The sequence below is a fragment of the Flavobacterium psychrophilum DSM 3660 = ATCC 49418 genome (genome assembly GCF_002217405.1).
Lineage (GTDB): Bacteria > Bacteroidota > Bacteroidia > Flavobacteriales > Flavobacteriaceae > Flavobacterium > Flavobacterium psychrophilum.
In genome coordinates, this window is sequence record NZ_MUHE01000026.1 from 23119 (window position 1) to 43416 (window position 20298).

19 protein-coding genes are annotated in these 20298 nt (G+C 32.8%); 13 read left to right on the forward strand and 6 right to left on the reverse strand.

The features are described 5' to 3' along the window. Positions 1-2 precede the first annotated feature (2 nt). The 13 genes from B0A57_RS07320 to B0A57_RS07380 all read left to right on the forward strand — a co-directional run bounded on the left by B0A57_RS07320 (position 3) and on the right by B0A57_RS07380 (position 13157). Positions 3-194, forward strand: a complete 192-nt coding sequence (locus B0A57_RS07320) for a DUF4266 domain-containing protein (RefSeq protein WP_227032647.1) — start codon at positions 3-5, stop codon at positions 192-194. A 91-nt stretch (positions 195-285) separates the two neighbouring features. Next, on the forward strand, positions 286-1584 hold the full coding sequence (locus B0A57_RS07325) for a DUF3570 domain-containing protein (protein ID WP_162179048.1): 1299 nt from the start codon (positions 286-288) through the stop codon (positions 1582-1584). A 28-nt stretch (positions 1585-1612) separates the two neighbouring features. Next, a complete protein-coding gene (locus tag B0A57_RS07330) occupies positions 1613-2617 on the forward strand; it encodes a WD40/YVTN/BNR-like repeat-containing protein (RefSeq protein WP_034097639.1) in 1005 nt (334 codons plus the stop codon). A 35-nt stretch (positions 2618-2652) separates the two neighbouring features. Beyond that, positions 2653-3657, forward strand: a complete 1005-nt coding sequence (locus tag B0A57_RS07335) for a YCF48-related protein (RefSeq protein WP_011963599.1) — start codon at positions 2653-2655, stop codon at positions 3655-3657. Positions 3658-3668: 11 nt separating this feature from the next. After that, a complete protein-coding gene (locus tag B0A57_RS07340; protein ID WP_038466224.1) occupies positions 3669-4193 on the forward strand; it encodes an ankyrin repeat domain-containing protein in 525 nt (174 codons plus the stop codon). Positions 4194-4199: 6 nt separating this feature from the next. Beyond that, positions 4200-4991 (forward strand): T9SS type A sorting domain-containing protein, encoded by a 792-nt coding sequence (locus tag B0A57_RS07345; protein ID WP_034097642.1) that lies wholly within the window; start codon positions 4200-4202, stop codon positions 4989-4991. Positions 4992-5099: 108 nt separating this feature from the next. Beyond that, positions 5100-6272 (forward strand): imelysin family protein, encoded by a 1173-nt coding sequence (locus tag B0A57_RS07350; RefSeq protein ID WP_011963596.1) that lies wholly within the window; start codon positions 5100-5102, stop codon positions 6270-6272. 465 nt (positions 6273-6737) lie between these two features. Next, positions 6738-8147 (forward strand): di-heme oxidoreductase family protein, encoded by a 1410-nt coding sequence (locus tag B0A57_RS07355; RefSeq protein WP_034097644.1) that lies wholly within the window; start codon positions 6738-6740, stop codon positions 8145-8147. 118 nt (positions 8148-8265) lie between these two features. Beyond that, positions 8266-9615 (forward strand): signal recognition particle protein, encoded by a 1350-nt coding sequence (gene ffh, locus B0A57_RS07360; RefSeq protein ID WP_011963594.1) that lies wholly within the window; start codon positions 8266-8268, stop codon positions 9613-9615. Between the two features lie 79 nt (positions 9616-9694). Then, on the forward strand, positions 9695-10579 hold the full coding sequence (locus B0A57_RS07365) for a bifunctional 5,10-methylenetetrahydrofolate dehydrogenase/5,10-methenyltetrahydrofolate cyclohydrolase (protein ID WP_011963593.1): 885 nt from the start codon (positions 9695-9697) through the stop codon (positions 10577-10579). Between the two features lie 151 nt (positions 10580-10730). Next, on the forward strand, positions 10731-11225 hold the full coding sequence (locus B0A57_RS07370) for a GNAT family N-acetyltransferase (RefSeq protein WP_011963592.1): 495 nt from the start codon (positions 10731-10733) through the stop codon (positions 11223-11225). A gap of 116 nt (positions 11226-11341) precedes the next feature. Further along, positions 11342-12373 (forward strand): tetraacyldisaccharide 4'-kinase, encoded by a 1032-nt coding sequence (gene lpxK, locus B0A57_RS07375; RefSeq protein WP_034097646.1) that lies wholly within the window; start codon positions 11342-11344, stop codon positions 12371-12373. After that, complete coding sequence (locus tag B0A57_RS07380; protein ID WP_034097648.1) at positions 12345-13157, forward strand: purine-nucleoside phosphorylase; 813 nt, start codon at positions 12345-12347, stop codon at positions 13155-13157. Before lpxK ends, B0A57_RS07380 begins: the two co-directional genes overlap by 29 nt. On the opposite strand, the gene B0A57_RS07385 is transcribed toward B0A57_RS07380, so the two are convergent. The 6 genes from B0A57_RS07385 to B0A57_RS07415 form a co-directional block, all read right to left on the reverse strand. Then, positions 13144-15333: a tetratricopeptide repeat-containing hybrid sensor histidine kinase/response regulator gene (locus B0A57_RS07385; protein ID WP_034097650.1), complete on the reverse strand. Its 2190-nt coding sequence runs from the start codon at positions 15331-15333 to the stop codon at positions 13144-13146. The two genes, B0A57_RS07380 and B0A57_RS07385, sit on opposite strands and share 14 nt — an antisense overlap. A gap of 33 nt (positions 15334-15366) precedes the next feature. Beyond that, positions 15367-16365, reverse strand: coding sequence for a type I glyceraldehyde-3-phosphate dehydrogenase (gap, locus tag B0A57_RS07390; protein WP_011963588.1), 999 nt, complete (start codon positions 16363-16365; stop codon positions 15367-15369). A 52-nt stretch (positions 16366-16417) separates the two neighbouring features. Next, on the reverse strand, positions 16418-17290 hold the full coding sequence (gene lipA, locus B0A57_RS07395) for a lipoyl synthase (protein WP_034097652.1): 873 nt from the start codon (positions 17288-17290) through the stop codon (positions 16418-16420). A 366-nt stretch (positions 17291-17656) separates the two neighbouring features. Beyond that, a complete protein-coding gene (locus tag B0A57_RS07405) occupies positions 17657-18472 on the reverse strand; it encodes an energy transducer TonB (protein WP_038466230.1) in 816 nt (271 codons plus the stop codon). A 168-nt stretch (positions 18473-18640) separates the two neighbouring features. Further along, positions 18641-19189 carry an RNA polymerase sigma factor gene (locus tag B0A57_RS07410; protein ID WP_011963584.1) on the reverse strand — a complete coding sequence of 183 codons (549 nt, stop codon included), beginning with the start codon at positions 19187-19189 and terminating at the stop codon, positions 18641-18643. Next, complete coding sequence (locus tag B0A57_RS07415; protein ID WP_011963583.1) at positions 19180-20292, reverse strand: glycosyltransferase; 1113 nt, start codon at positions 20290-20292, stop codon at positions 19180-19182. The genes B0A57_RS07410 and B0A57_RS07415 overlap by 10 nt, the downstream gene beginning before the upstream one ends. Between the last annotated feature and the right edge of the window lie 6 nt (positions 20293-20298).

Consider the following 20298-nt stretch of genomic DNA (forward strand, 5'->3'; position numbering starts at 1 on the left):
GAGTGCTAATATTAATAACTACTTGTAGCAGATGTACCCCAGTGAAAGCTTATCAAAGGCAATACGTATCTGACTATTCGATGCAAACAGGAACAACCTCAATAGAAAAACTAGAATCAGAAGGGTTTTCTTTTCGAGAAGGCGCCTCTGGTGGCGAAACAGGAAAAACAGGTGGTGGATGCGGTTGCAATTAAATCATTCTTATTCAAATTATAAATCATTCCTTTTATTATGCTCATTATACATTTATTTATCTCTTCTCTTCCTAGTTTAAACGTTTTGATAATGCTCTTTATGCTGTTAGTGGGTAAATTTTCATTTGCTCAAAACCTAAAGCGAAAAGAGATAAAAGACAAAAGACCTACTAAAATTACTTTATTAAGTAATTATTACGACCAAGATGGAAATAAAAGTGCCGTAAATGGCGGTTTAGGTTCCCAGAAAATAGAAAGTTTTTCTCAAGAAGTACATTTATATCTTCCTGTAAAATCGACCGATGCTTTAGCTATAGATGCAGGAGTAGATCATTTTACCTCAGCTTCTTTAGCTAGTATCGATAAATATGTTTCTCAAGCCAGTAGTGGTAACTCAGGCATTAGTGGTAGCGAAACCCGCATGTATGCAAACATTGCTTTCGAACATCAAATTTCTGAAAGACTAATAATATCTCCAAGAATAGGCTTCTCTAGCGAATATGACGTGCAGTCTGTAAATGCAGGAATCTCATTGCTAAAAAAGCTGCAAAATAATGATGGTGCAATTTCAACCAGCTTTGGTGCAACATTAGATAGATGGATGGTTGTGCACCCAGGTGAGTTTCGTGCTTCAGGTTTAGATGCAGAAACGGGGGCTTCAGTAAGTTCTGTAAATCCTTATGCAACACCTTTTGTATATAGCGGCGAGTCGATCTCGAAAAACGGACAAGCATATCCTGTAGATTGGAGAGCTTCTTATGCTCTTGTAAACGGATATTCATTTGCCATCAATCAAAAGATGAATGCCTCTGTAGGAATAGATTTGTTAGCACAGCGAGGCTTACTCTCTACGCCCTTCCATCGGGTTTATTTTAATGATGGCATAGGAGATGAGTATCAGAAAGAAGTTCGAATCGAAAAATTACCAAGAGAAAGGTATAAAATTGCCATTTCAGGAAGGTTTAATTACTTTTTAGATCCTGCTATAGTTTTAAGAAGTTATGCCAGATTGTATAAAGATACTTGGGATATTAATTCGATAACTTTAGGATTAGAAACCGTACTTAAGTTTAATAAATCATTTGCGGCAACGCCTTTTTTTAGATACCACAAGCAAGAAGGAACCTCTTATTATCGAGCTTATGGTCAGCACGTATATACCCCTGGAGATTTTTATACAAGTGACATAGATTTAGGTAGTTTTTCTGCAATTCGTTCAGGATTAGCACTTCGTTATGTACCGTTTGCTAATTTAAAATTAGACAGCAACGGAAAGCCTGTAAAACACTTTGCTTCAATGAAAGATGTTGGTTTAAGATATGGCTATAATAATAGAGAAGATGGTTTAACAGGGCACTCTTTATCTTTCGAAATCACTTTTGAACTGTAATAATTATAAAAACAAATTAATAATAAAAATGAAAACATTTTCTATAAAACGCTTAATATTAATGCTTTTAGCAATCGTATCTTTAGCCTCTTGTACACGTACTGATATTGAAGCGCCCTTGGTATATCCCAATCCCTATAAAGTTTTGGAAGATTTAAACACTATTAAAGATTATGCAACCATCAAGGTCATATCTAGAACAACTGCTATGGCAGTAGGCGATATGGGTCAGGTAATAAAAACAACAGACCAAGGTGTAACTTGGGACAAACTAGATTTAGGAATAACCAATTACCTAAACGATGTAGATTTCACATCAGACCAAATAGGATGGATTGTTGGAGAATCTAGTGTAATAAAAAAGACCACAAACCAAGGACTTAATTGGACAGATAAAAAACCAGCCACATTACCTAGTACAGAAAACGTTCTTGCCGTAAAATTTCTTAATGAAAACATAGGGGTTTGTACTACGGCTACTGGAAAAATATTAATGACCCAAGATGGTGGTGAAAATTGGACAATAAAAGTAGCAAAAAATGCTATTGGAGCTGATATTGTTACGGCATTGCGATCTATTTACATTAAAGATACAACTACTTTTTATCTTGTAGGATCTGCTGGAATAATTTTAAAAACAACAGATTTCGGAACAACATTTACGGTTTTACCAACCGCACAAACTACCAACTCGGCAACTACAATATTGTATAGAATAAAATCACCTTCAAATAAGGTCGCTTACACCTGTGGTTCTGGAGGAATGGTTTTAAAAATAAATTTAGAAAATGATGCCATAACATCTGTAAAACCACCAATGACCGAGACTATGTTTGGCATTAGTTTTATAAACGATAATGTAGGATATGTAGTAGGGAAATTTGGTCTAATTTTTAAAACAACAGATGCTGGTACAAGTTGGATTCGTGAAAAATCTGGCGTATCTAGTACATTAACTGATGTTGCCTACTGGGACGAAAATCTAGGTTATATTGTAGGAAATAAATTAATCTTGAAATCTAAAAAAGACTAAAAAACTGTAATATTTACATTAAAAGTAAAAAAAAAATGAAAACATCAGTTTTAAAACACAAAGCAGTAATAGGGCTAATAATATTTACCATTCTAGCTATATCGTGTACGAAAGAGAGTTTCCCAGAACCAAAACCAAAGGTTACGGATTATGCAATAAGCACAAACAGTTTAATCTTAAACTCTATTATCAACGATATAGATTTTAAAGGATTAGATACCGGATTTGCAGTTGGTACATTCCTAAACGGTATTGTACAAGAAGGCGTAATCCTAAAAACCAACAATGCAGGTAAAGACTGGCAAAAACTAGTTTCTCCTGCTCTTTTAGGACAATTTTATAGCAATTATTTCATAGACAATCAAACAGGCTGGATTGTAGGTGATTTGGGAACAATCTTAAAAACCACCAACGGAGGTACAACCTTTACTACACAAACAAGTGGTACAACAGAGCGTTTGTATGCAGTGACTTTTGCAGATGCAAATAATGGCGTTTGTGTGGGAGCAAAAGGAATTCTTCGAACTACAACAAATGGAGGAGCAACTTGGGAGGTAAAGAATAGTGGACTTACTAGTTCTACAGATTTAAGAGCCGTTTATATCTACAATGCTACGACAATTATAGTATGCGGATCGAACGGGGTTTTAAGACGATCAAACGATTTTGGTCTTACATGGGGAGTAATAACAACACAAGAAACGGTTAGATTACAAGACATGCATTTTCCTATAGCAAACATTGGATACATATGCGGACAAGAAGGTGTCGTTTTAAAAATAAATCTAACTGATAATACTGTAACCAAACAATACTTACCCGTAGACGAACAAATGAGAGCCATCTATTTCGTAAATGAACAAATAGGTTATACATCAGGATCATACGGCGATTTACTAAAAACAACCAATGGCGGACAAAATTGGAAATTACAAAACATTGACCCTATTGCCTACAATTTGTATTCTATAGATTTTCCCACAGAAAAACAAGGATACATTGCAGGAGTAAGAACGCTATTAACAACAAATACCAAATAAGCTGTAATTATATGAAAACTAAAAATATATTACAGTTTCTATTGCTCTTTACAATGTTTGCAAAAGCACAGCACAAAGATGTTTTTCAAATAGCAAGAAATGGCACTTTAGAAGAAATAGAATCTTTATATAATTCAAATCATGAAATTATTAACACGCTAAATGACCAGCAATACAGCCCTTTAATTTTAGCCTGCTATAATGGAAATGTAAAAGTAGCCTTGTTTCTTGCCGAAAAAGTAAAAGAGATTAACTATAACTCCACTTCAGGAACTGCACTAATGGCGAGTGTAATGAGCGGCGATATAAACATTCTTAAAAAACTTCTTGAGCATAATGCGAATGTAAACATAACCGATAAAAACCAAAAAACGGCACTTATTTACGCTTGTTTTTTCAATAAAACAGAAATAGCAAAACTCCTATTAAAGGCCGAAACTAATATAAATCATAAAGATAATGACGGGAAAACAGCTTTAGATTACGCCACTTTTAATAAGAATACCGAATTAATTATATTACTAACCAATAAATAACAACTAATGAAAAAACAATTATTTCAATGCGTATTCGCCTTCTTACTAATTTGTAATGCCAGTTATTCCCAAATAAAATCATCTGGAACAGTCATTCTAGACCCTGGAGTAATGAGTGTGAAGTTTGACCTTAACCAAGCTACATCAATTGTAACGCTTACCCTAACTGGCCCGTCTAACAAATGGTTTGCTATTGGTTTTAATGCAGATGAAATGGATCCAAATACCGATATGGTTTCAATGAAAAGCAGCACCGTTTTAGGAGATGAAAGGCTTGTAGTTGGTGGCCATCATGATGACCCCGTGGCCGATGCAGTAAATAATTGGACGCTTACCAGTAATATAGTAACTGGCAGTACAAGGACAATTGTCGCCACTAGAGCTTTTGTTGCCGAAAATACCGATTATACTTTCGCATACAGTAGAAACTCACTAAAAATAATTTGGGCCTATGCAAAGAAAACAACCTATGGCTATGACAATAAACACCATGGAGATAATTATGATTTTAAATTGATAAATTTTACGACTTTAGGGGAAGAAAATTATAATTATTCGAACGAAATAAATATTTTTCCTAATCCTTCTGATGGTATTTTTAATATCAGTAAGAAAACCGAAGTAAATATTGATACCATAAGAGTATTCGATATAAACGCAAAATTAATACGAACCATTAGTTTAAAAAACAATCATTTTACTAATGCTATTAACTTAGAAGATCTAACCTCTGGCAAATATTTCTTAGAACTCAGTAATGATTCGGAAAAAACAGTAAAAACAGTAATTATTAATTAGTCTTTAACTAATTGATAAAATTATTTAAATTTATTCTAAATAAATATTGTTTATTTGTGAAAAAAAAATACTTTTACATTAAATTTAATCATTCTAAATAACACAATTATGAAATTCTTTTTAAGAATCACTTTAACAATGGCAGGAATAGTACTTTTGTCCTGCAATAATGATAAAGAAGAAGCGGTTGTAGCACCAGTAAAAAACGTTACAAAAAAAGAAGTAATAGAAAATTACGCAAACATAGCCTACGAAAATTACAAGAAAGCTTATGATGATGCGGTAATTCTTAAATCTGCAATAACAACTTTTACAACAACTCCAACCCAAGTAAATTTTGATAATGCAAAAAATAAGTGGAAAGTAGCTAGAGAAAGTTACGGAACTACCGAAGCATTTCGCTTTGCAAATGGGCCAATAGATAATACAACAGGACCAGAGAGTTTTCTAAATTCTTGGCCTCTAGATGAAAATTTTATTGATTATGTAAATGGGGCACCTAACGCTGGGATAGTTAATAATGAAGCACTGTTTCCAATTATTACTAAATCTGTATTGAAAGAACAAAACGAACTAGGAGGAGAAAAAAACATATCTGTAGGGTACCATGCAATTGAATTTTTGTTGTGGGGACAAGATTTAACTGCGCCATCGGTAAACAAACCAGGGCAAAGACCTTATACTGATTATATTATTGCTGGCGGAACAGCTGCAAATCAGGCAAGAAGAACTGCATATCTTGTTGCTTGCTCTGATTTATTAACAGATAATCTACTAGAGGTAGTAAACCAATGGAAAGTGGGCGGTGCCTATAGAACGACATTCTTAGGGTTGCCAGAAAATGAAGCTCTGAAAAACATGTATTTAGGAATAACCACTTTAATCTCTGCCGAATTACCAGTAGAGCGTATGGAAGTTGCACTTGGTAATGCTGATCAAGAAGACGAACATTCTTGTTTTAGCGACAACACACACAGAGATATTATATTAAATTTGCAAGGAGTAATAAATGTTTATCAAGGAAAATATGGTTCTATAGATGGTGCCTCTCTTGAAGATTTAGTAAGCCAAGCCAATGTTCAAGCCAATACCGAAACCAATGCCTCTATAGCGCTATCGCTAACTAAAGCAAATGCTCTTTTCAATCCTTTCGACCTTGCAATTTCAGGAGGCGCAACTTCGGTTGAAGGAGCCAAAGTAAAATTGGCAGCAATGCAATTTAAAGACTTAGGATCCAATCTTTTAAATGGTGCAACTAAAATTGGGATAATTGTAAATTAACCCGTTTGGAGTAATTTAATTTATTTGTAAATTGCGCTAATTATATAATAAAAATATTTTTTAAAATCTCATTATTTGGGTGTTACCACAAGGGTTGGGCTTTTTTATTACAAACGGAGTTTGCTGAACTTCGATAAAATTAAAAGTATATTGAAACAATCTTTTTGAGGCTTTTTCTACCTCACAAAGATTGTTTCAATACCTAATAAAAAAACCCTGCAAATAATAAAATTAAGCCGTTTTAATAACATAGATCTTATTCTGTTTTATTAAGACGTTTTACTTTGTTATAGCAAAAATAGCTTTGTGAACTAAAAAAAGGTCTATGACCACTTTTTTCTATCTGTTTCTATTTCAAAAATAATGAGCATTTATAATTATCTATCAAGTTAAATTAATAATTTTGCTATAATAAATTAACAAAATCGTTTTTAATATTAAAAACGATTTTTTATATTTTCAAAAATGAAACATATCATAAAAATCTTAGTATTTATATTTTTTGTGCAGTTTATAAGTTGCAATACTGATAATGATAGTAAATACCAGGAAGTTCCAGCGCTTCTCTTGCCTGAAAATGGCGAAGAATATTCTGGAGGACAAGCAACCGTATTTAATTCATCAGAAGAAGCATTTGGTTTTTTTGCTAGGAATTTAACTCAAGAGGAACAAACTGATTTTGGGATGGGGAATTCTTTTTTTAGACAAAGTTGGGTTTCTGCACCAGCTTCAACAACGGCACGAGATGGTTTAGGACCTTTTTTTAATGCAGTTTCTTGTTCAAGCTGTCATTTTAAAGATGGTCGTGGTCGTCCGCCAGCTTTCGATGGCGAATTAGGTCGTGGTCTGTTATTACGTTTAAGTTTAGCGGGAAATCATCCTAACGGCAGCTCTTTTTCTGATCCAATTTATGGTGGGCAGTTGCAAGACAATGCTGTTTTAGGGCAAACTGTAAAAGGGAAATACACAATAACTTATCAATTAATTTCTGAAACCCTAGCAGACGGAACAGTTATTCAGCTTAGGAAACCAATATATCAAATAAATAATTTGGGTTACGGTGCTTTAGCAGGTGGGGTTTTAGTGTCACCTAGAATAGCCAATCAGATGATTGGTTTGGGTTTACTTGAAGCAGTACCAGAATCTACTATTTTAGGATTTATAGCCACTAATAATAGTAACGAAATAAGCGGAAAAGCAAATTACGTGTACGATGTAGAAAGTAATTCTCAAAAGTTAGGGCGTTTTGGCTGGAAAGCCAATCAACCCACTATACGCCAGCAAGCAGCAGGTGCTTTTTCAGGAGATATGGGAATTACAACAAGTATTTTTCCTAACGAAAACGCTCCTCCAAGCGTTAATTTGAACACTATTCCTAACGGAGGTAGTCCTGAAATATCAGATGATAATTTAGCTAAAGTTGTATTATATTCCAGTTCGTTAGCAGTTCCAGCAAGGAGAAATTATACCGAACAAAACGTGTTAAAAGGAAAAAAAATATTTCAAGAAATAAATTGTACGGCATGTCATGTTCCAAAAATACAAACGAGTACAAATTATCCAATTCTAGCCTTTAGAAACCAGACCATAAGACCCTATACAGATCTCTTATTGCATGATATGGGAGAAGAATTATCTGATAATGCCTCAGATTTTCTTGCCAATGGTAACGAATGGAGAACACAACCACTCTGGGGAATAGGATTAATTAATACAGTAAACGGACACACTAATTTACTACATGATGGTAGAGCGAGAAACATAACCGAAGCTATTTTATGGCATGGAGGAGAAGCACAAACAGCTAAACTAAAATTTAAACAATTAACAACCATAGATAGAAATAATTTGCTTGAATTTATTAATTCATTATAAGAATTAGTTAATCAAATCGATTGATTTTTGTATCGCAAATTCTTTAAAAAATATCTAATTTTCTAATTCGCAAATTCTTTCAATTAGTTTATATTTGCACCATCAAAACAAAAAAATCATGTTCAATAGTTTAAGCGAAAAGTTAGATAAAGCCTTCCATATATTAAAAGGTCACGGAAAAATCACCGAAGTAAACGTTGCCGATACACTAAAAGAAGTGCGTCGTGCCTTACTAGATGCCGATGTTAACTTCAAAATAGCCAAAGATTTTACTGCCAAAGTAAAAGAAAAAGCAATAGGAGCAGACGTTCTAACAACCTTACAGCCAGGACAATTATTAGTTAAAATTGTAAAAGACGAATTAACCGAGTTAATGGGGGGCGATGTAGCAGGAATTAACCTTTCTGGAACACCAACAGTAATTTTAATGTCAGGATTGCAAGGTTCTGGAAAAACTACTTTTTCAGGAAAGTTGGCTAATTTTTTAAAAACTAAAAAGAACAAAAAACCATTATTGGTTGCCTGCGATATTTATCGCCCTGCTGCAATAAATCAATTACATGTAGTTGGAGGACAAATAGGTGTCGAGGTTTACTCTGAACCAGAAAATAAAAATCCAGTAGAAATTGCTCAAAATGCAATAAAGCACGCTAAAGCCAATGGTTTTAATGTCGTTATAGTAGATACAGCGGGTCGTTTAGCTGTCGATGAAGAAATGATGGCAGAAATTTCTCGTGTTCATAAAGCAATTCAACCACAAGAAACCTTGTTTGTTGTAGATGCAATGACAGGACAAGATGCCGTAAATACAGCAAAAGCTTTCAATGATATTTTAAATTTCGATGGTGTAATTCTTACTAAATTAGATGGAGATACCCGTGGTGGAGCAGCAATTTCTATTAAATCAGTAGTAAACAAACCTATTAAATTTGTAGGAACTGGCGAAAAAATGGATGCGATTGATGTTTTCTATCCAGAGCGTATGGCAGAGCGTATTCTTGGTATGGGCGATGTTGTGTCGCTTGTAGAAAGAGCGCAAGAGCAATACGATGAAGAAGAGGCTAGAAAAATTCAACGAAAAATTGCTAAGAACGAATTTGGTTTCGATGATTTTTTATCTCAAATTCAGCAAGTAAAAAAAATGGGAAATATGAAAGATCTTGTAGGCATGATTCCTGGAGCAGGAAAAGCACTAAAAGATGTAGAGATTCAAGACGATGCTTTCAAACATATTGAAGCCATAATATATTCGATGACACCAACCGAGAGAAGCAAACCAGCAATAATCGACGTGAAGCGAAAAGCAAGAATTGCAAAAGGTGCAGGAAGAAAACTAGAAGAAGTTAATCAGCTCATGAAACAGTTTGATCAAATGAGTAAAATGATGAAAATAATGCAAGGTCCAGGTGGGAAAAATATGATGAAAATGATGGGCGGAATGAAAGGCGGAATGCCAGGAATGAAATAATAATTAGTCATAAAGTCGAAAGTCATAAAGTCATACAAACTTTCGACTTTCGACTTTCAACTTTAAGACCAAAATAACAATGATTCTACTAGACGGAAAAAAAACAGCACAAGACATTAAAAACGAAATTACAGCCGAAGTAAATAAAATGAAAGCCAACGGCGAGAAAGTACCGCATCTAGCAGCATTAATTGTGGGTAGCGATGGCGCCAGCTTAACCTATGTAGGGAGTAAAGTAAAAGCCTGCGAATTAGTAGGATTCGAATCGACATTAGTAAAAATGCCAAGTACTACCTCAGAAACCGAATTGCTTAAAAAAATAAAGGAATTAAACCAGAATGACGACATAGACGGATTTATTGTTCAGCTCCCATTACCAGAACAAATAGATACTCAAAAAGTACTAATGACCATCGACCCTAGTAAAGATGTAGATGGTTTTCATCCAGAAAATTTTGGAAAAATGGCACTCGATATGACCACATTTATTCCAGCAACACCATTCGGAATTCTAGAATTATTAGAACGTTACGGAGTAGAAACAAAAGGGAAACATACAGTAGTTATTGGTCGTAGCCACATTGTAGGCCGTCCTATGAGTATCTTAATGGGAAGAAAAGGTTTTCCAGGAAATTCGACAGTTACACTAACACACAGTTACACAAAAAATATTGCACAAATTACCACACAAGCAGATATTATAATTTCAGCATTAGGCGTTCCTAATTATCTTAAAGCCGAAATGGTAAAAGACGGTGCCGTTATTATCGATGTAGGAATTACTAGAGTTCCGGACGAAACAAACGAGAAAGGATATGTAATTACGGGCGATGTCGATTTCGAAAACGTATCTAAAAAAGCATCACATATTACGCCAGTTCCAGGAGGAGTTGGCCCCATGACTATTGCAATGTTGCTAAAAAACACTTTACTAGCAAGAGAACAACGAAAAGTAAACAACTAATTCGTCATTGCATAAATCGCTTTATGTTGATCAAATTATTTTCCACAGATTAAAAAATTAAAAATGTTTTTTATATAGCATAGTAAAAATATGTGCTAATCTTCTTAATTTGTGGGTAATAAAAACACAAACCTTTTAACTATAATTTCTTATGAAAATTTCTGTTGCAACAAAATCTAAATTAGAAATTATCAAAAAATTAGCTTATAAAATTTGGCCAAGTACATACGGAACAATTCTTCCAGAAGTACAACTCAAATTTATGCTCGATAAATTTTACAATTTAGACTACTTGACAAATCTATTAATACATGAAAATCAAGTCTTTTTATTAATAGAAGAAAACAACGAATATTTAGGCTTTTGTTCGTATGAATTAAATTACCAATCTTCAAACAAAACCAAATTACACAAGATTTATATTTTGCCAGAAACACAAGGAAAAGGAATTGGTAAATTCGCATTAGCAGCAGTAGAAAAAATAGCGTTAGAAAACAAGAATACAATACTTTTGCTAAATGTAAATCGAGGTAATAAAGCCCAAGAATTTTATAAAAAGCAAGGGTATTTAATTGTAAAAACAATAGATATCGAAATTGAAAATGGTTATTTGATGGAAGATTTTGTAATGGAAAAAGAGTTGTAAAACAAAATGTATATAACACGATTTTCACTAATTTACATAAATTGATTCGTGTAAATTAGTGAAATTCGTGTTTAAACTTAACTTGTACCTTTTTTAAAATATCGTATATTCGTAAAATGAATTTTCTACGAAAAACACTATTCCCATTTGCCATTTTATATGATTTTATAACCAGTATTCGTAATTTTTTATTCGATTGTGGGATTCTAAAATCGCATGCTTTCCCTATACCAGTTATTGCAGTAGGAAATCTAAGCGTTGGCGGTACAGGAAAAACACCACAAATAGAATACTTAATCAGATTATTGTCTAATAAATATCAGATTGCTACATTAAGTAGAGGGTATAAGCGAAAATCTGAAGGTTTTATCTTGGCAAACCCTACTTCAAACGCAGAAATTTTGGGAGATGAACCTTTTCAGTTTTACAAGAAATTCCCTAATATTCAAGTCGCTGTTGCTGCCAATCGCAAAAATGGGATCGAACGATTACTCTCCTTACCTAACAAACCAGAAATAATTTTGTTAGACGATGCTTTTCAACACAGAAAAGTTAAAGCAGGATTTTATATACTACTTACTGCTTACAATGATTTGTTTATTAATGATTTTATGTTGCCCACAGGTAATCTTCGAGAAAGTAGGAGCGGAGCAAAAAGAGCCAATATGATAATTGTCACAAAATGCCCCAAAGATATTTCTGAACTTGCACAAAATAAAATAAAAGAAGCGTTAATAAATTATAATAACAAAAAAGCAGAAGTGTTTTTTACCTTTATAGATTATGATGATAAAATATATTCAGCAAACAAAGTATTAAATGTAAATGAGGTAAAAACCGCAAGTAAATTACTTCTAGCAGGAATTGCTAAGCCAGAATCTTTTTTTGCTCATTTGCAATCTCAAAATGACGAATGCTTAGTATATCCTGACCATCATCATTTTTTAGAAAAAAATATTACTGATATTAAAGAAAAAGCAAAAAACAAAATCATTATTACTACCGAAAAAGATTTTGTTCGCCTTAGTGAAAAGCTAAATAGTGACAATCTTTTTTATTTACCAATAAAAAGTTTATTTGTAAATAACGAAAAAAAATTTGATAAAAAAATCATAAATTATGTGGAATCTAGTACAACAAACGGTTAATTATATTGTAGGGAAAACTAATTTTTTACCAGAATATGGAGTTATTTTAGGTTCAGGATTAGGAAATTTTACCGATGATATTAATATAGAATATATCTTGCCTTATTCAGAAATTCCAAATTTTCCAGTTTCTACGGTTGAAGGGCACAAGGGAGCTTTAGTTTTCGGAACCATTCAAGGAAAAAAAATAGTTGCTATGCAAGGCCGTTTCCATTTTTATGAAGGATACGATATGAAGCAAGTAACTTTTCCTGTTCGGGTGATGAAATATCTTGGAGTAGAAAAACTAATTGTATCTAATGCCTCAGGAGGAGTAAATCCTAATTATAAAGTGGGTTCTATAATCTTAATTAAAGATCATATTAATATGATGCCAGAACACCCGCTTCGTGGAAAAAATGACGAACGATTTGGACCACGATTTGTAAATATGAGCGAACCATATAGTCGTAAAATGATTGTTAAAGCAAAAGAAATTGCTTCCTATCTAGATATTCAAGTGCAAGATGGAGTATATCTTGGTTTGCAAGGCCCAACATACGAAACACTATCGGAGTATAAAATGGTTAAAAACGTTGGCGCAGATTGTGTAGGAATGAGCACTGTTCCTGAAGTTATCGTTGCCAGACACATGAATCTTGAGTGTTTCGGATTATCGATAATTACAGATATGGGTAACGAAGCTAGTATAGAAACAGTATCTCATGCTGAGGTGCTTGAAGCTGCTCAAAAAGCAGAACCTCATGTTCGTAATTTAATAAAAGAATTAATTATACAATATTAGGCTCTATTAATAATGCACACTCTATAACTTTATAAAAATTATCAGGATTAAAAGGTTTGGTAATCACATCATTCATACCATAAGAAAGTAGTATTTCTCTGTTTTCGTTCAGAGAAATTGCTGTAAGTGCAATGATTGGCGTGGTAGTATTAAATTTTCTAATCTCGGCAGTAGCTATAGTTCCATTTATTCCAGGCAAATGCACATCCATTAAGACTAAGTCGTAATTATTAGTTTGCATTTTTATTATCGCATCTTCGCCAGTTTCGCATATTTGGCAACGTATTTTTTTCTTTTCTAGGAATTTTCTGGTAATCATTTGGTTTATTTTATTGTCTTCTACTAATAAAACATTTTTATTGATAAATATTTTTTCATCAATAAGGTTGTTTAAAGTTGAAGGAATGATTTCCTGACCAATGGTGAAACTTAAATTGAATGTAAACGTAGATCCGATACCAATTTGACTGTGCACTTCTATCTTTCCATTCATTAATGCAAGCAATCTTTTTACAATGGTTAGCCCCAATCCTGTGCCACCATATTTTCGGTTAATTTCTACAGATCCTTGCGAGAAACTTTCAAAAATAGATTCTTGTTTGTCTGTTGGAATACCAATTCCATTATCTTTAACTTCAAATTTAACGAGGCAACTGGTATCATCTCTATTTACAACCCTAGCATTTACAATGATATTTCCGTTTTCGGTAAATTTTAAAGCATTACTTATTAGGTTTATAAATATTTGAGATAATTTTGTAGGATCGCCAATTAAAATTTCGGGAGCGTCATTATCTATAGTTAAAATAAAATGATTGTTATTTTGTCGGGCTTGTTCTTTAAGTGAATTTTGAATATTGTTTAGTAATTCTTTAAGATTAAAGCTAATATTTTCTATTTCGATATTATCAGATTCTATTCTGTTTATCTCAAGAATTTCGTTAATGTAAGTAAGCAAATGATTTCCCGAAAACTTCAATGATTTTAAATATTCTATTTGTCTTGGTTTTGGATTGTCATCTAGCAAAATATGCGAAATTCCATTGATGGCATTTAGTGGAGTTCTTAATTCGTGACTAACTGTCGATAAAAATTCGGCACGGGCTTTCGATGCTTTTTCGATTCTTTCTTTTGCAATTTCGAGCTCATTATTTTTATCTCGAAGCAATTCGTTCGATTTGTTTCTGATGATATTATTTTTATAAAGAGACAAACTTAAAAGCGAAAGAATAGTGATTAATGCAATACTCAATATATTAATTAATTTAGAAAACTTATTCGATTTTTCCTGCTGCTTTTTTTCTTTGTCTAATTTATCTAAAGAAGCTATCATATCATCAACTTTAATTAAAGTTTTATCGCTGTTTTTTAATACAGAATTTAAAGAATCTTTTAGTTGGGTATAAATTTTTAAAAAATTAAGTGAATTTCTAGTTTGCTTCATATTGTCGTAAACGTCACTTAGCTTTTTGCTAATTTTTAATTGCTGACTGGTATTGTCATTCTCAACACTTAATTTGTAGCCTCTATTTAAATAATTTACAGCAAGATTATATGTTTTTTCTTTTGATTTTATTAGTCCTAATTGATATAATGCTTCAGATTGTAGTTTAAATTTGTCTTTTCCTATAGGTAATTTTGAAATTTGTAGAAATATATTTTCGGCTTGATTTACTTGTTTTTTGTTTAAATACATAAGTCCTTTTTCAAGGTTTACCATATTTATTGCATTAGATAAATTGATGCTTTCGTAAACTAAATTTGCTTTTTGAAAATAGGATTCGGCTTTGTTAAAGCTTTCTTTTTGCATATAGCACAAGCCTAGATTGTAGTAAGTTAGTGCTAATTTAGAATTAACAGGAATGGTATTTAGGATACAAACTGTTCGTAATAAATTTTCAATAGCAATATCGTATTTTTTTAAATCTATATACACTGTAGACAAACAATAGTAGCCGTTTGCTACTACGCTTTTATTATTGTTTTTTTTGCCAAAAGCGATCGATTTTTTTGCGTTTTCTAGTGCTTTGTCAAACCGCTTGTTTGTTTTAAAATAATTGGCTTTTTTTGTGTAAAAAGTAGAACTGTCTGTTTTTAATATGGGTTCTTCCGCGTTTCTTGAGAAGGCAGAAAGTGAAAAAATAAAAAATAAAAATACGAATAATTGTTTGGGCATTTTTTTGGGTTAAGGAAGCATAACTAAATATAATTATTTTTTATGAATAATTAAAATTAAATCGATAATTCTACTAGAATAGCCAATTTCGTTATCGTACCACCCTACTACTTTGACCATTTTGTCTATAACAGAAGTGAGTTGTGCATCAAACAAGCAGGAATTTTTATTTCCAATAATATCGACAGAAACAATAGGGTCTTCGGTGTAAGCAAGGATTCCTTTTAACTTATTTTCTGCTGCTGTTTTGAAAGCAAGATTTATTTCTTGAATAGTAACTTCACGTTTTACATTGAAAGTTATATCGGTCAGTGAGCCGTCTGGAACAGGAACACGAATGCCACAACCTCCAATTTTGCCTTCTAGATTTGGAAATATTTTTGTTAATGCTTTTGCAGCGCCGGTTGTTGTGGGTACTATGCTTTGGCTTGCTCCACGGGCTCTACGCAAGTCTTTGTGTGGCTGATCGTGTAAACTCTGATCGGTGGTATAAGAGTGCACGGTGGTAATATAAGCTTGCTCGATACCGCATAATTCCTGGATAACTTTTATCATTGGAGCGGCATTATTTGTGGTGCAACTTGCATTAGAAATTATAGTTTCTGTTCCGTCTAGGATGTGTTCATTTATACCTAGAACTACAGTTTTTATGTTTTCTACTTCGGCAGGAGCAGATAGGATTACTTTTTTTGCACCCGCTAAGATATGTGCGTTTATGTCGTTGAAAGTTTTGTATTTTCCTGTGCTTTCTATGACAATATCTATAGCTAAAGATTTCCAGTTTAATTTTGAAATCTCTTTTTCATGAAAAAATAAATATGGTTTTGCATCGACTAAAATTGCCTCTTCATTTGAAGAGACATCAGAGGGTAAAACACCGTGAATACTGTCATATTTCAATAAATGAGCCATCGTTTTGTTGTTTGCAATGTCATTTATTGCAATGACTTCAATTGTAGGGTGGTTTAGTAATAGTCGAAATAAATTTCGACCAATTCTTCCAAAACCATTTATTGCAATACGTGTTTTCAAAATTATTCGGGGTTTTCTTTATTTGGTTAAATAAATGGCTAAATAAGCATTTTTATAATATGTGTTTTTGTGCATGATATGACGAACGAACTAAAGGGCCACTTTCTACATGGCGAAATCCCATTTCTTTACCCAAAAGTTCGTATTTTTCGAACTGTTCAGGGGTTATAAATTCTTTTACGGGAAGGTGTTTTTTACTAGGTTGTAAGTATTGCCCTATGGTTACAATATCTACATTGGCTTCACGCAAATCTTTCATGGTTTGTATGACTTCTTCTTCGGTTTCGCCTAGTCCAAGCATGATTCCGGATTTTGTTCTTTTTATTCCTTTGGCTTTTAAATAGCGTAAAACTTCTAAACTTTTGTCATATTTAGCCTGAATTCTTACTTCGCGAGTTAACCTACGAACGGTTTCTACATTGTGTGAAACAACTTCTGGGTTGGCTGCTACGATTCGGTCTAAATTTCTTTCTACACCTTGAAAATCTGGAATTAATGTCTCTAAAGTTGTTTCAGGATTCATTCTTCTGATTGCTTTTACGGTTTCTATCCAAATGATAGACCCCATGTCTTTTAGATCATCTCTATCAACACTTGTAATCACAGCGTGTTTAATGTTCATTATTTTTATCGAACGGGCCACTTTTTCTGGTTCGTCCCAATCGACTGTTTCTGGTCTTCCTGTTTTTACACCACAAAAGCCACAAGAACGAGTGCAAATATTTCCTAAAATCATGAATGTTGCTGTTCCTTCTCCCCAGCATTCTCCCATATTTGGGCAACTTCCAGAGGTGCAAATGGTGTTTAGTTTGTATTTGTCTACAAGTCCACGCAATTCGGTATATTTTTGGCCAATAGGTAATTTTACTTTTAGCCATTTTGGTTTTCCTACAGGGAGTATATTAGAATCTAGTACGGTTTCCATAAAATGTAATTTTTTACACAACAAAGATAATATTTTAGATTTTAGATTTCAGATTTCAGATTATAAAATAAAACACTAATTTTTTTTAATGGGTCTTTGTGTAATATTTGGTGCGTATATTGTGATTCTAGGAATGAGGAATCTCATAATCTGAGTCACTTGATAGGATTTTTCATCCTTCATAATAGCAAACTGTGTATTTCTTATTGCAGCATATTTAATAATAAAATTGGCAATAATAGTATGCAGATAATATATATAATAATTGTTTGCCGTTTTTTTTATAAGAGATTTTATGCGAAATATTTATCATAAAAAAGTACACTAAAAATAGTTTTTAGTGTACTTTATTTTTTGTGTTTTAGCTTATTGTGTTTTTACTACGATTGGTAAAGAATATGATGTTCTTACTGGTTTTCCTTTGTAAATTCCAGGTTCCCATTTTGTTTTTATAGCTTTTAATACACGAATAGCTTCTATATCTAATCCAAAACCTGGATTGTCTGGAACTGTAATGTTCGATAGTGTTCCGTCTCTTTCGACCACAAAATAAACTAGGATTTTTATTATTTTTTCTTCATCTAGTTCTGGTGTTGTAAATTTTTTGCCAACTGTTTTTAAAAATTCGTTTATTCCGCCCGGAAAATTAGGATTTCTATCTAAAGTTTCTGGAGAGAAAGGATCGTTTATAGGCTTTTCAATAGGCAGAATAATTTCACCACCACCACCACCATCACCACCACCAGTGTTTGTGTTTCCTGTTTCGGGATTGTTTCCCGTTTTAGTCGTATTATTGTTTGTAGGTTTTGTTTCCGGAATTTCTGTTTTCGGAGCGTCTTGTTTTTTTACAACTACGGGAATAGCATGTGTTTTAGGGGTTTTTGGTTCTTCTTTTTTTACGGTTGTTTCCTCCTTTTTTGGTTCTTCTTTTTTTGGTTGTAAATTTACAGGAGTTATTGGGCAATACATGGTGGGTATTGCTACAATTACGGGTTTTTTAGTAAATGAACTTAATACAACTGGTAAAAGTGCGATTCCGGAAATTAATGCGATGGCACTAAAAAAAGCTTTCATAGTTGTTTTTCCGTTTTCTTGGCGCAATTGGTATGCTCCGTATTCTTTGTTTTTTCCTTCAAAAACCAACTCTAACCATTCGTTTTTGTTAATGTTTAATTTTGACATAATTCTAGGTTTTTATAATTAATAATCTTTCAATGTTTTGATTAATTAATTGATAAAATCGTGCCAAAATTGTATTTAACATGTTAAATTTATTTTTTTTATTTTAAATGTTAATTAATAATATAATTATTGATTATAATTCAAAAAAAACTAATTTCAGGCTACTAATTATGCTTTTGTAATAATCTCTGCTAATAGTTTCTTAGCTCTTAGAAGTTTAATTTTTACATTATTGAGTGGTTCGTTTAAATCGTCTGCAATTTCTTGGTAACTCATTTCCTGAAAATAGCGCATCTGAATAACTTCTTGGTAGGCTGGTTTTAGTTCTTTGATAAATTGTAGTAGTCGAGATAAATTTTGTTCCGTAATTAATTTGTCTTCTGCCGAAGGGGAGGTGTCGGCAACGGAATAAGCGATGTCATTTTCTTCGTCGGTAATGTCTATAAAAAGCGATGATTTTTTCTTTCGGAGCAAATCGATGTGTACATTTTTTGCAATAGCAATTAGCCAAGTATTAAACTGAAATTCGGGATTGTAAGTGGCTATTTTGTCGAAAGCTTTCGAGAAAGTTTCTATCGCAATATCCTCGGCATCGGTTTCATTTTCTGTGCGTTGTAGCATAAAGCCATATACTTCGTTCCAATAGCTGTCTAGGAGAAAAGTAAAAGCAATTTGGTCGCCTAGTTTGGCTTTGTCTATATGTTGTTTTATTTCCAAGTGACTGGTTTTGAGAAAATATTTCTAATAAACACACTTAATTGTGTGAATATAAGAATTGTTTCTAGGATTGGAAACCAATACATTACGTCTTTTTCTTTTAGTTTTCCTGCTGAATATCCTAGCGAGATCCATGCAATTATATATCTATAAACAATTAGTGATGTTACAATAATCCACTGAAATTGGAAAATTAATAAAATAATGGGGATAAGCAGGAAAAATATTTGTGAAAAATAAAAAATGCCCAATTGTATTTTGTCGGGAGATTTATAATATTTTGCTGTCGAAATATGACGACGTTTTTGCATAATCCAGTCTGGAAAGGTTTTTTTAGCTGTCGAATAAGTAAAACTTTCGGGATTATAGGCAATAGCTGTATTGTGTTTGTTTGCTGCTTCGTTTATAAATAAATCATCGTCGCCAGAACGTATTTTTATGTGGTTTATAAAGCCATTTACCTTAAAAAACTCATCTCTTTTGTAGGCTAAATTCCTGCCAACTCCCATGTAAGGTTTACCTATTTTTGCCCAAGAGAAGTATTGTGTAGCAGTAAGTAAAGTTTCGAAACGTATTAATTTGTTTAAGAAACCAGATTCTTTTTCGTACGCACCATAACCTAAAACAATGGTTTTGTGTAGTGTAAAATGAGAAGACATTTCGGTAATCCAATTTTCAGATTTAGGATAACAATCCGCATCTGTAAATAGCAAATAATCTTTTGTAGCTGCTTTGATACCAAGGGTTAAGGCGAATTTTTTGTTTCCCCAAAACGCCTCGTTATTTGCTACTTTTACTAATTTTATGTTAGTATATTGCTTTTCGAACTGTTCGAAAATTTCTAAAGTTTCGTCGCTAGAGGCATCGTCTATTAGTATAATTTCGAAATTCGAATAATTTTGGTTGGCCAGTAGCGGAATAAATTTTTGTATATTTTCTTCTTCATTTTTTGCACAAACAATTACTGAAACAGATATATGTTTGGTTGTGCTTTCTTGGGTTTTTGAAAAAGAAAATTTACCAAAGACAAACAAATAGTAAATTGTCTGAATAACTACAATTCCTATAAAAAGATAAAGCAAAATGAATAAAAATTGTGTCATAAAAAG

Coding starts and splice junctions, on each gene's coding strand:
- B0A57_RS07325 (WP_162179048.1), top strand. CDS start 286: ATGCTCTTTATGCTGTTAGTGGGTAAATTTTCATTTGCTCAAAACCTA.
- B0A57_RS07330 (WP_034097639.1), top strand. CDS start 1,613: ATGAAAACATTTTCTATAAAACGCTTAATATTAATGCTTTTAGCAATC.
- B0A57_RS07335 (WP_011963599.1), top strand. CDS start 2,653: ATGAAAACATCAGTTTTAAAACACAAAGCAGTAATAGGGCTAATAATA.
- B0A57_RS07340 (WP_038466224.1), top strand. CDS start 3,669: ATGAAAACTAAAAATATATTACAGTTTCTATTGCTCTTTACAATGTTT.
- B0A57_RS07345 (WP_034097642.1), top strand. CDS start 4,200: ATGAAAAAACAATTATTTCAATGCGTATTCGCCTTCTTACTAATTTGT.
- B0A57_RS07350 (WP_011963596.1), top strand. CDS start 5,100: ATGAAATTCTTTTTAAGAATCACTTTAACAATGGCAGGAATAGTACTT.
- B0A57_RS07355 (WP_034097644.1), top strand. CDS start 6,738: ATGAAACATATCATAAAAATCTTAGTATTTATATTTTTTGTGCAGTTT.
- ffh (WP_011963594.1), top strand. CDS start 8,266: ATGTTCAATAGTTTAAGCGAAAAGTTAGATAAAGCCTTCCATATATTA.
- B0A57_RS07365 (WP_011963593.1), top strand. CDS start 9,695: ATGATTCTACTAGACGGAAAAAAAACAGCACAAGACATTAAAAACGAA.
- B0A57_RS07370 (WP_011963592.1), top strand. CDS start 10,731: ATGAAAATTTCTGTTGCAACAAAATCTAAATTAGAAATTATCAAAAAA.
- lpxK (WP_034097646.1), top strand. CDS start 11,342: ATGAATTTTCTACGAAAAACACTATTCCCATTTGCCATTTTATATGAT.
- B0A57_RS07380 (WP_034097648.1), top strand. CDS start 12,345: ATGTGGAATCTAGTACAACAAACGGTTAATTATATTGTAGGGAAAACT.
- B0A57_RS07385 (WP_034097650.1), bottom strand. CDS start 15,333: ATGCCCAAACAATTATTCGTATTTTTATTTTTTATTTTTTCACTTTCT.
- lipA (WP_034097652.1), bottom strand. CDS start 17,290: ATGGAAACCGTACTAGATTCTAATATACTCCCTGTAGGAAAACCAAAA.
- B0A57_RS07405 (WP_038466230.1), bottom strand. CDS start 18,472: ATGTCAAAATTAAACATTAACAAAAACGAATGGTTAGAGTTGGTTTTT.
- B0A57_RS07415 (WP_011963583.1), bottom strand. CDS start 20,292: ATGACACAATTTTTATTCATTTTGCTTTATCTTTTTATAGGAATTGTA.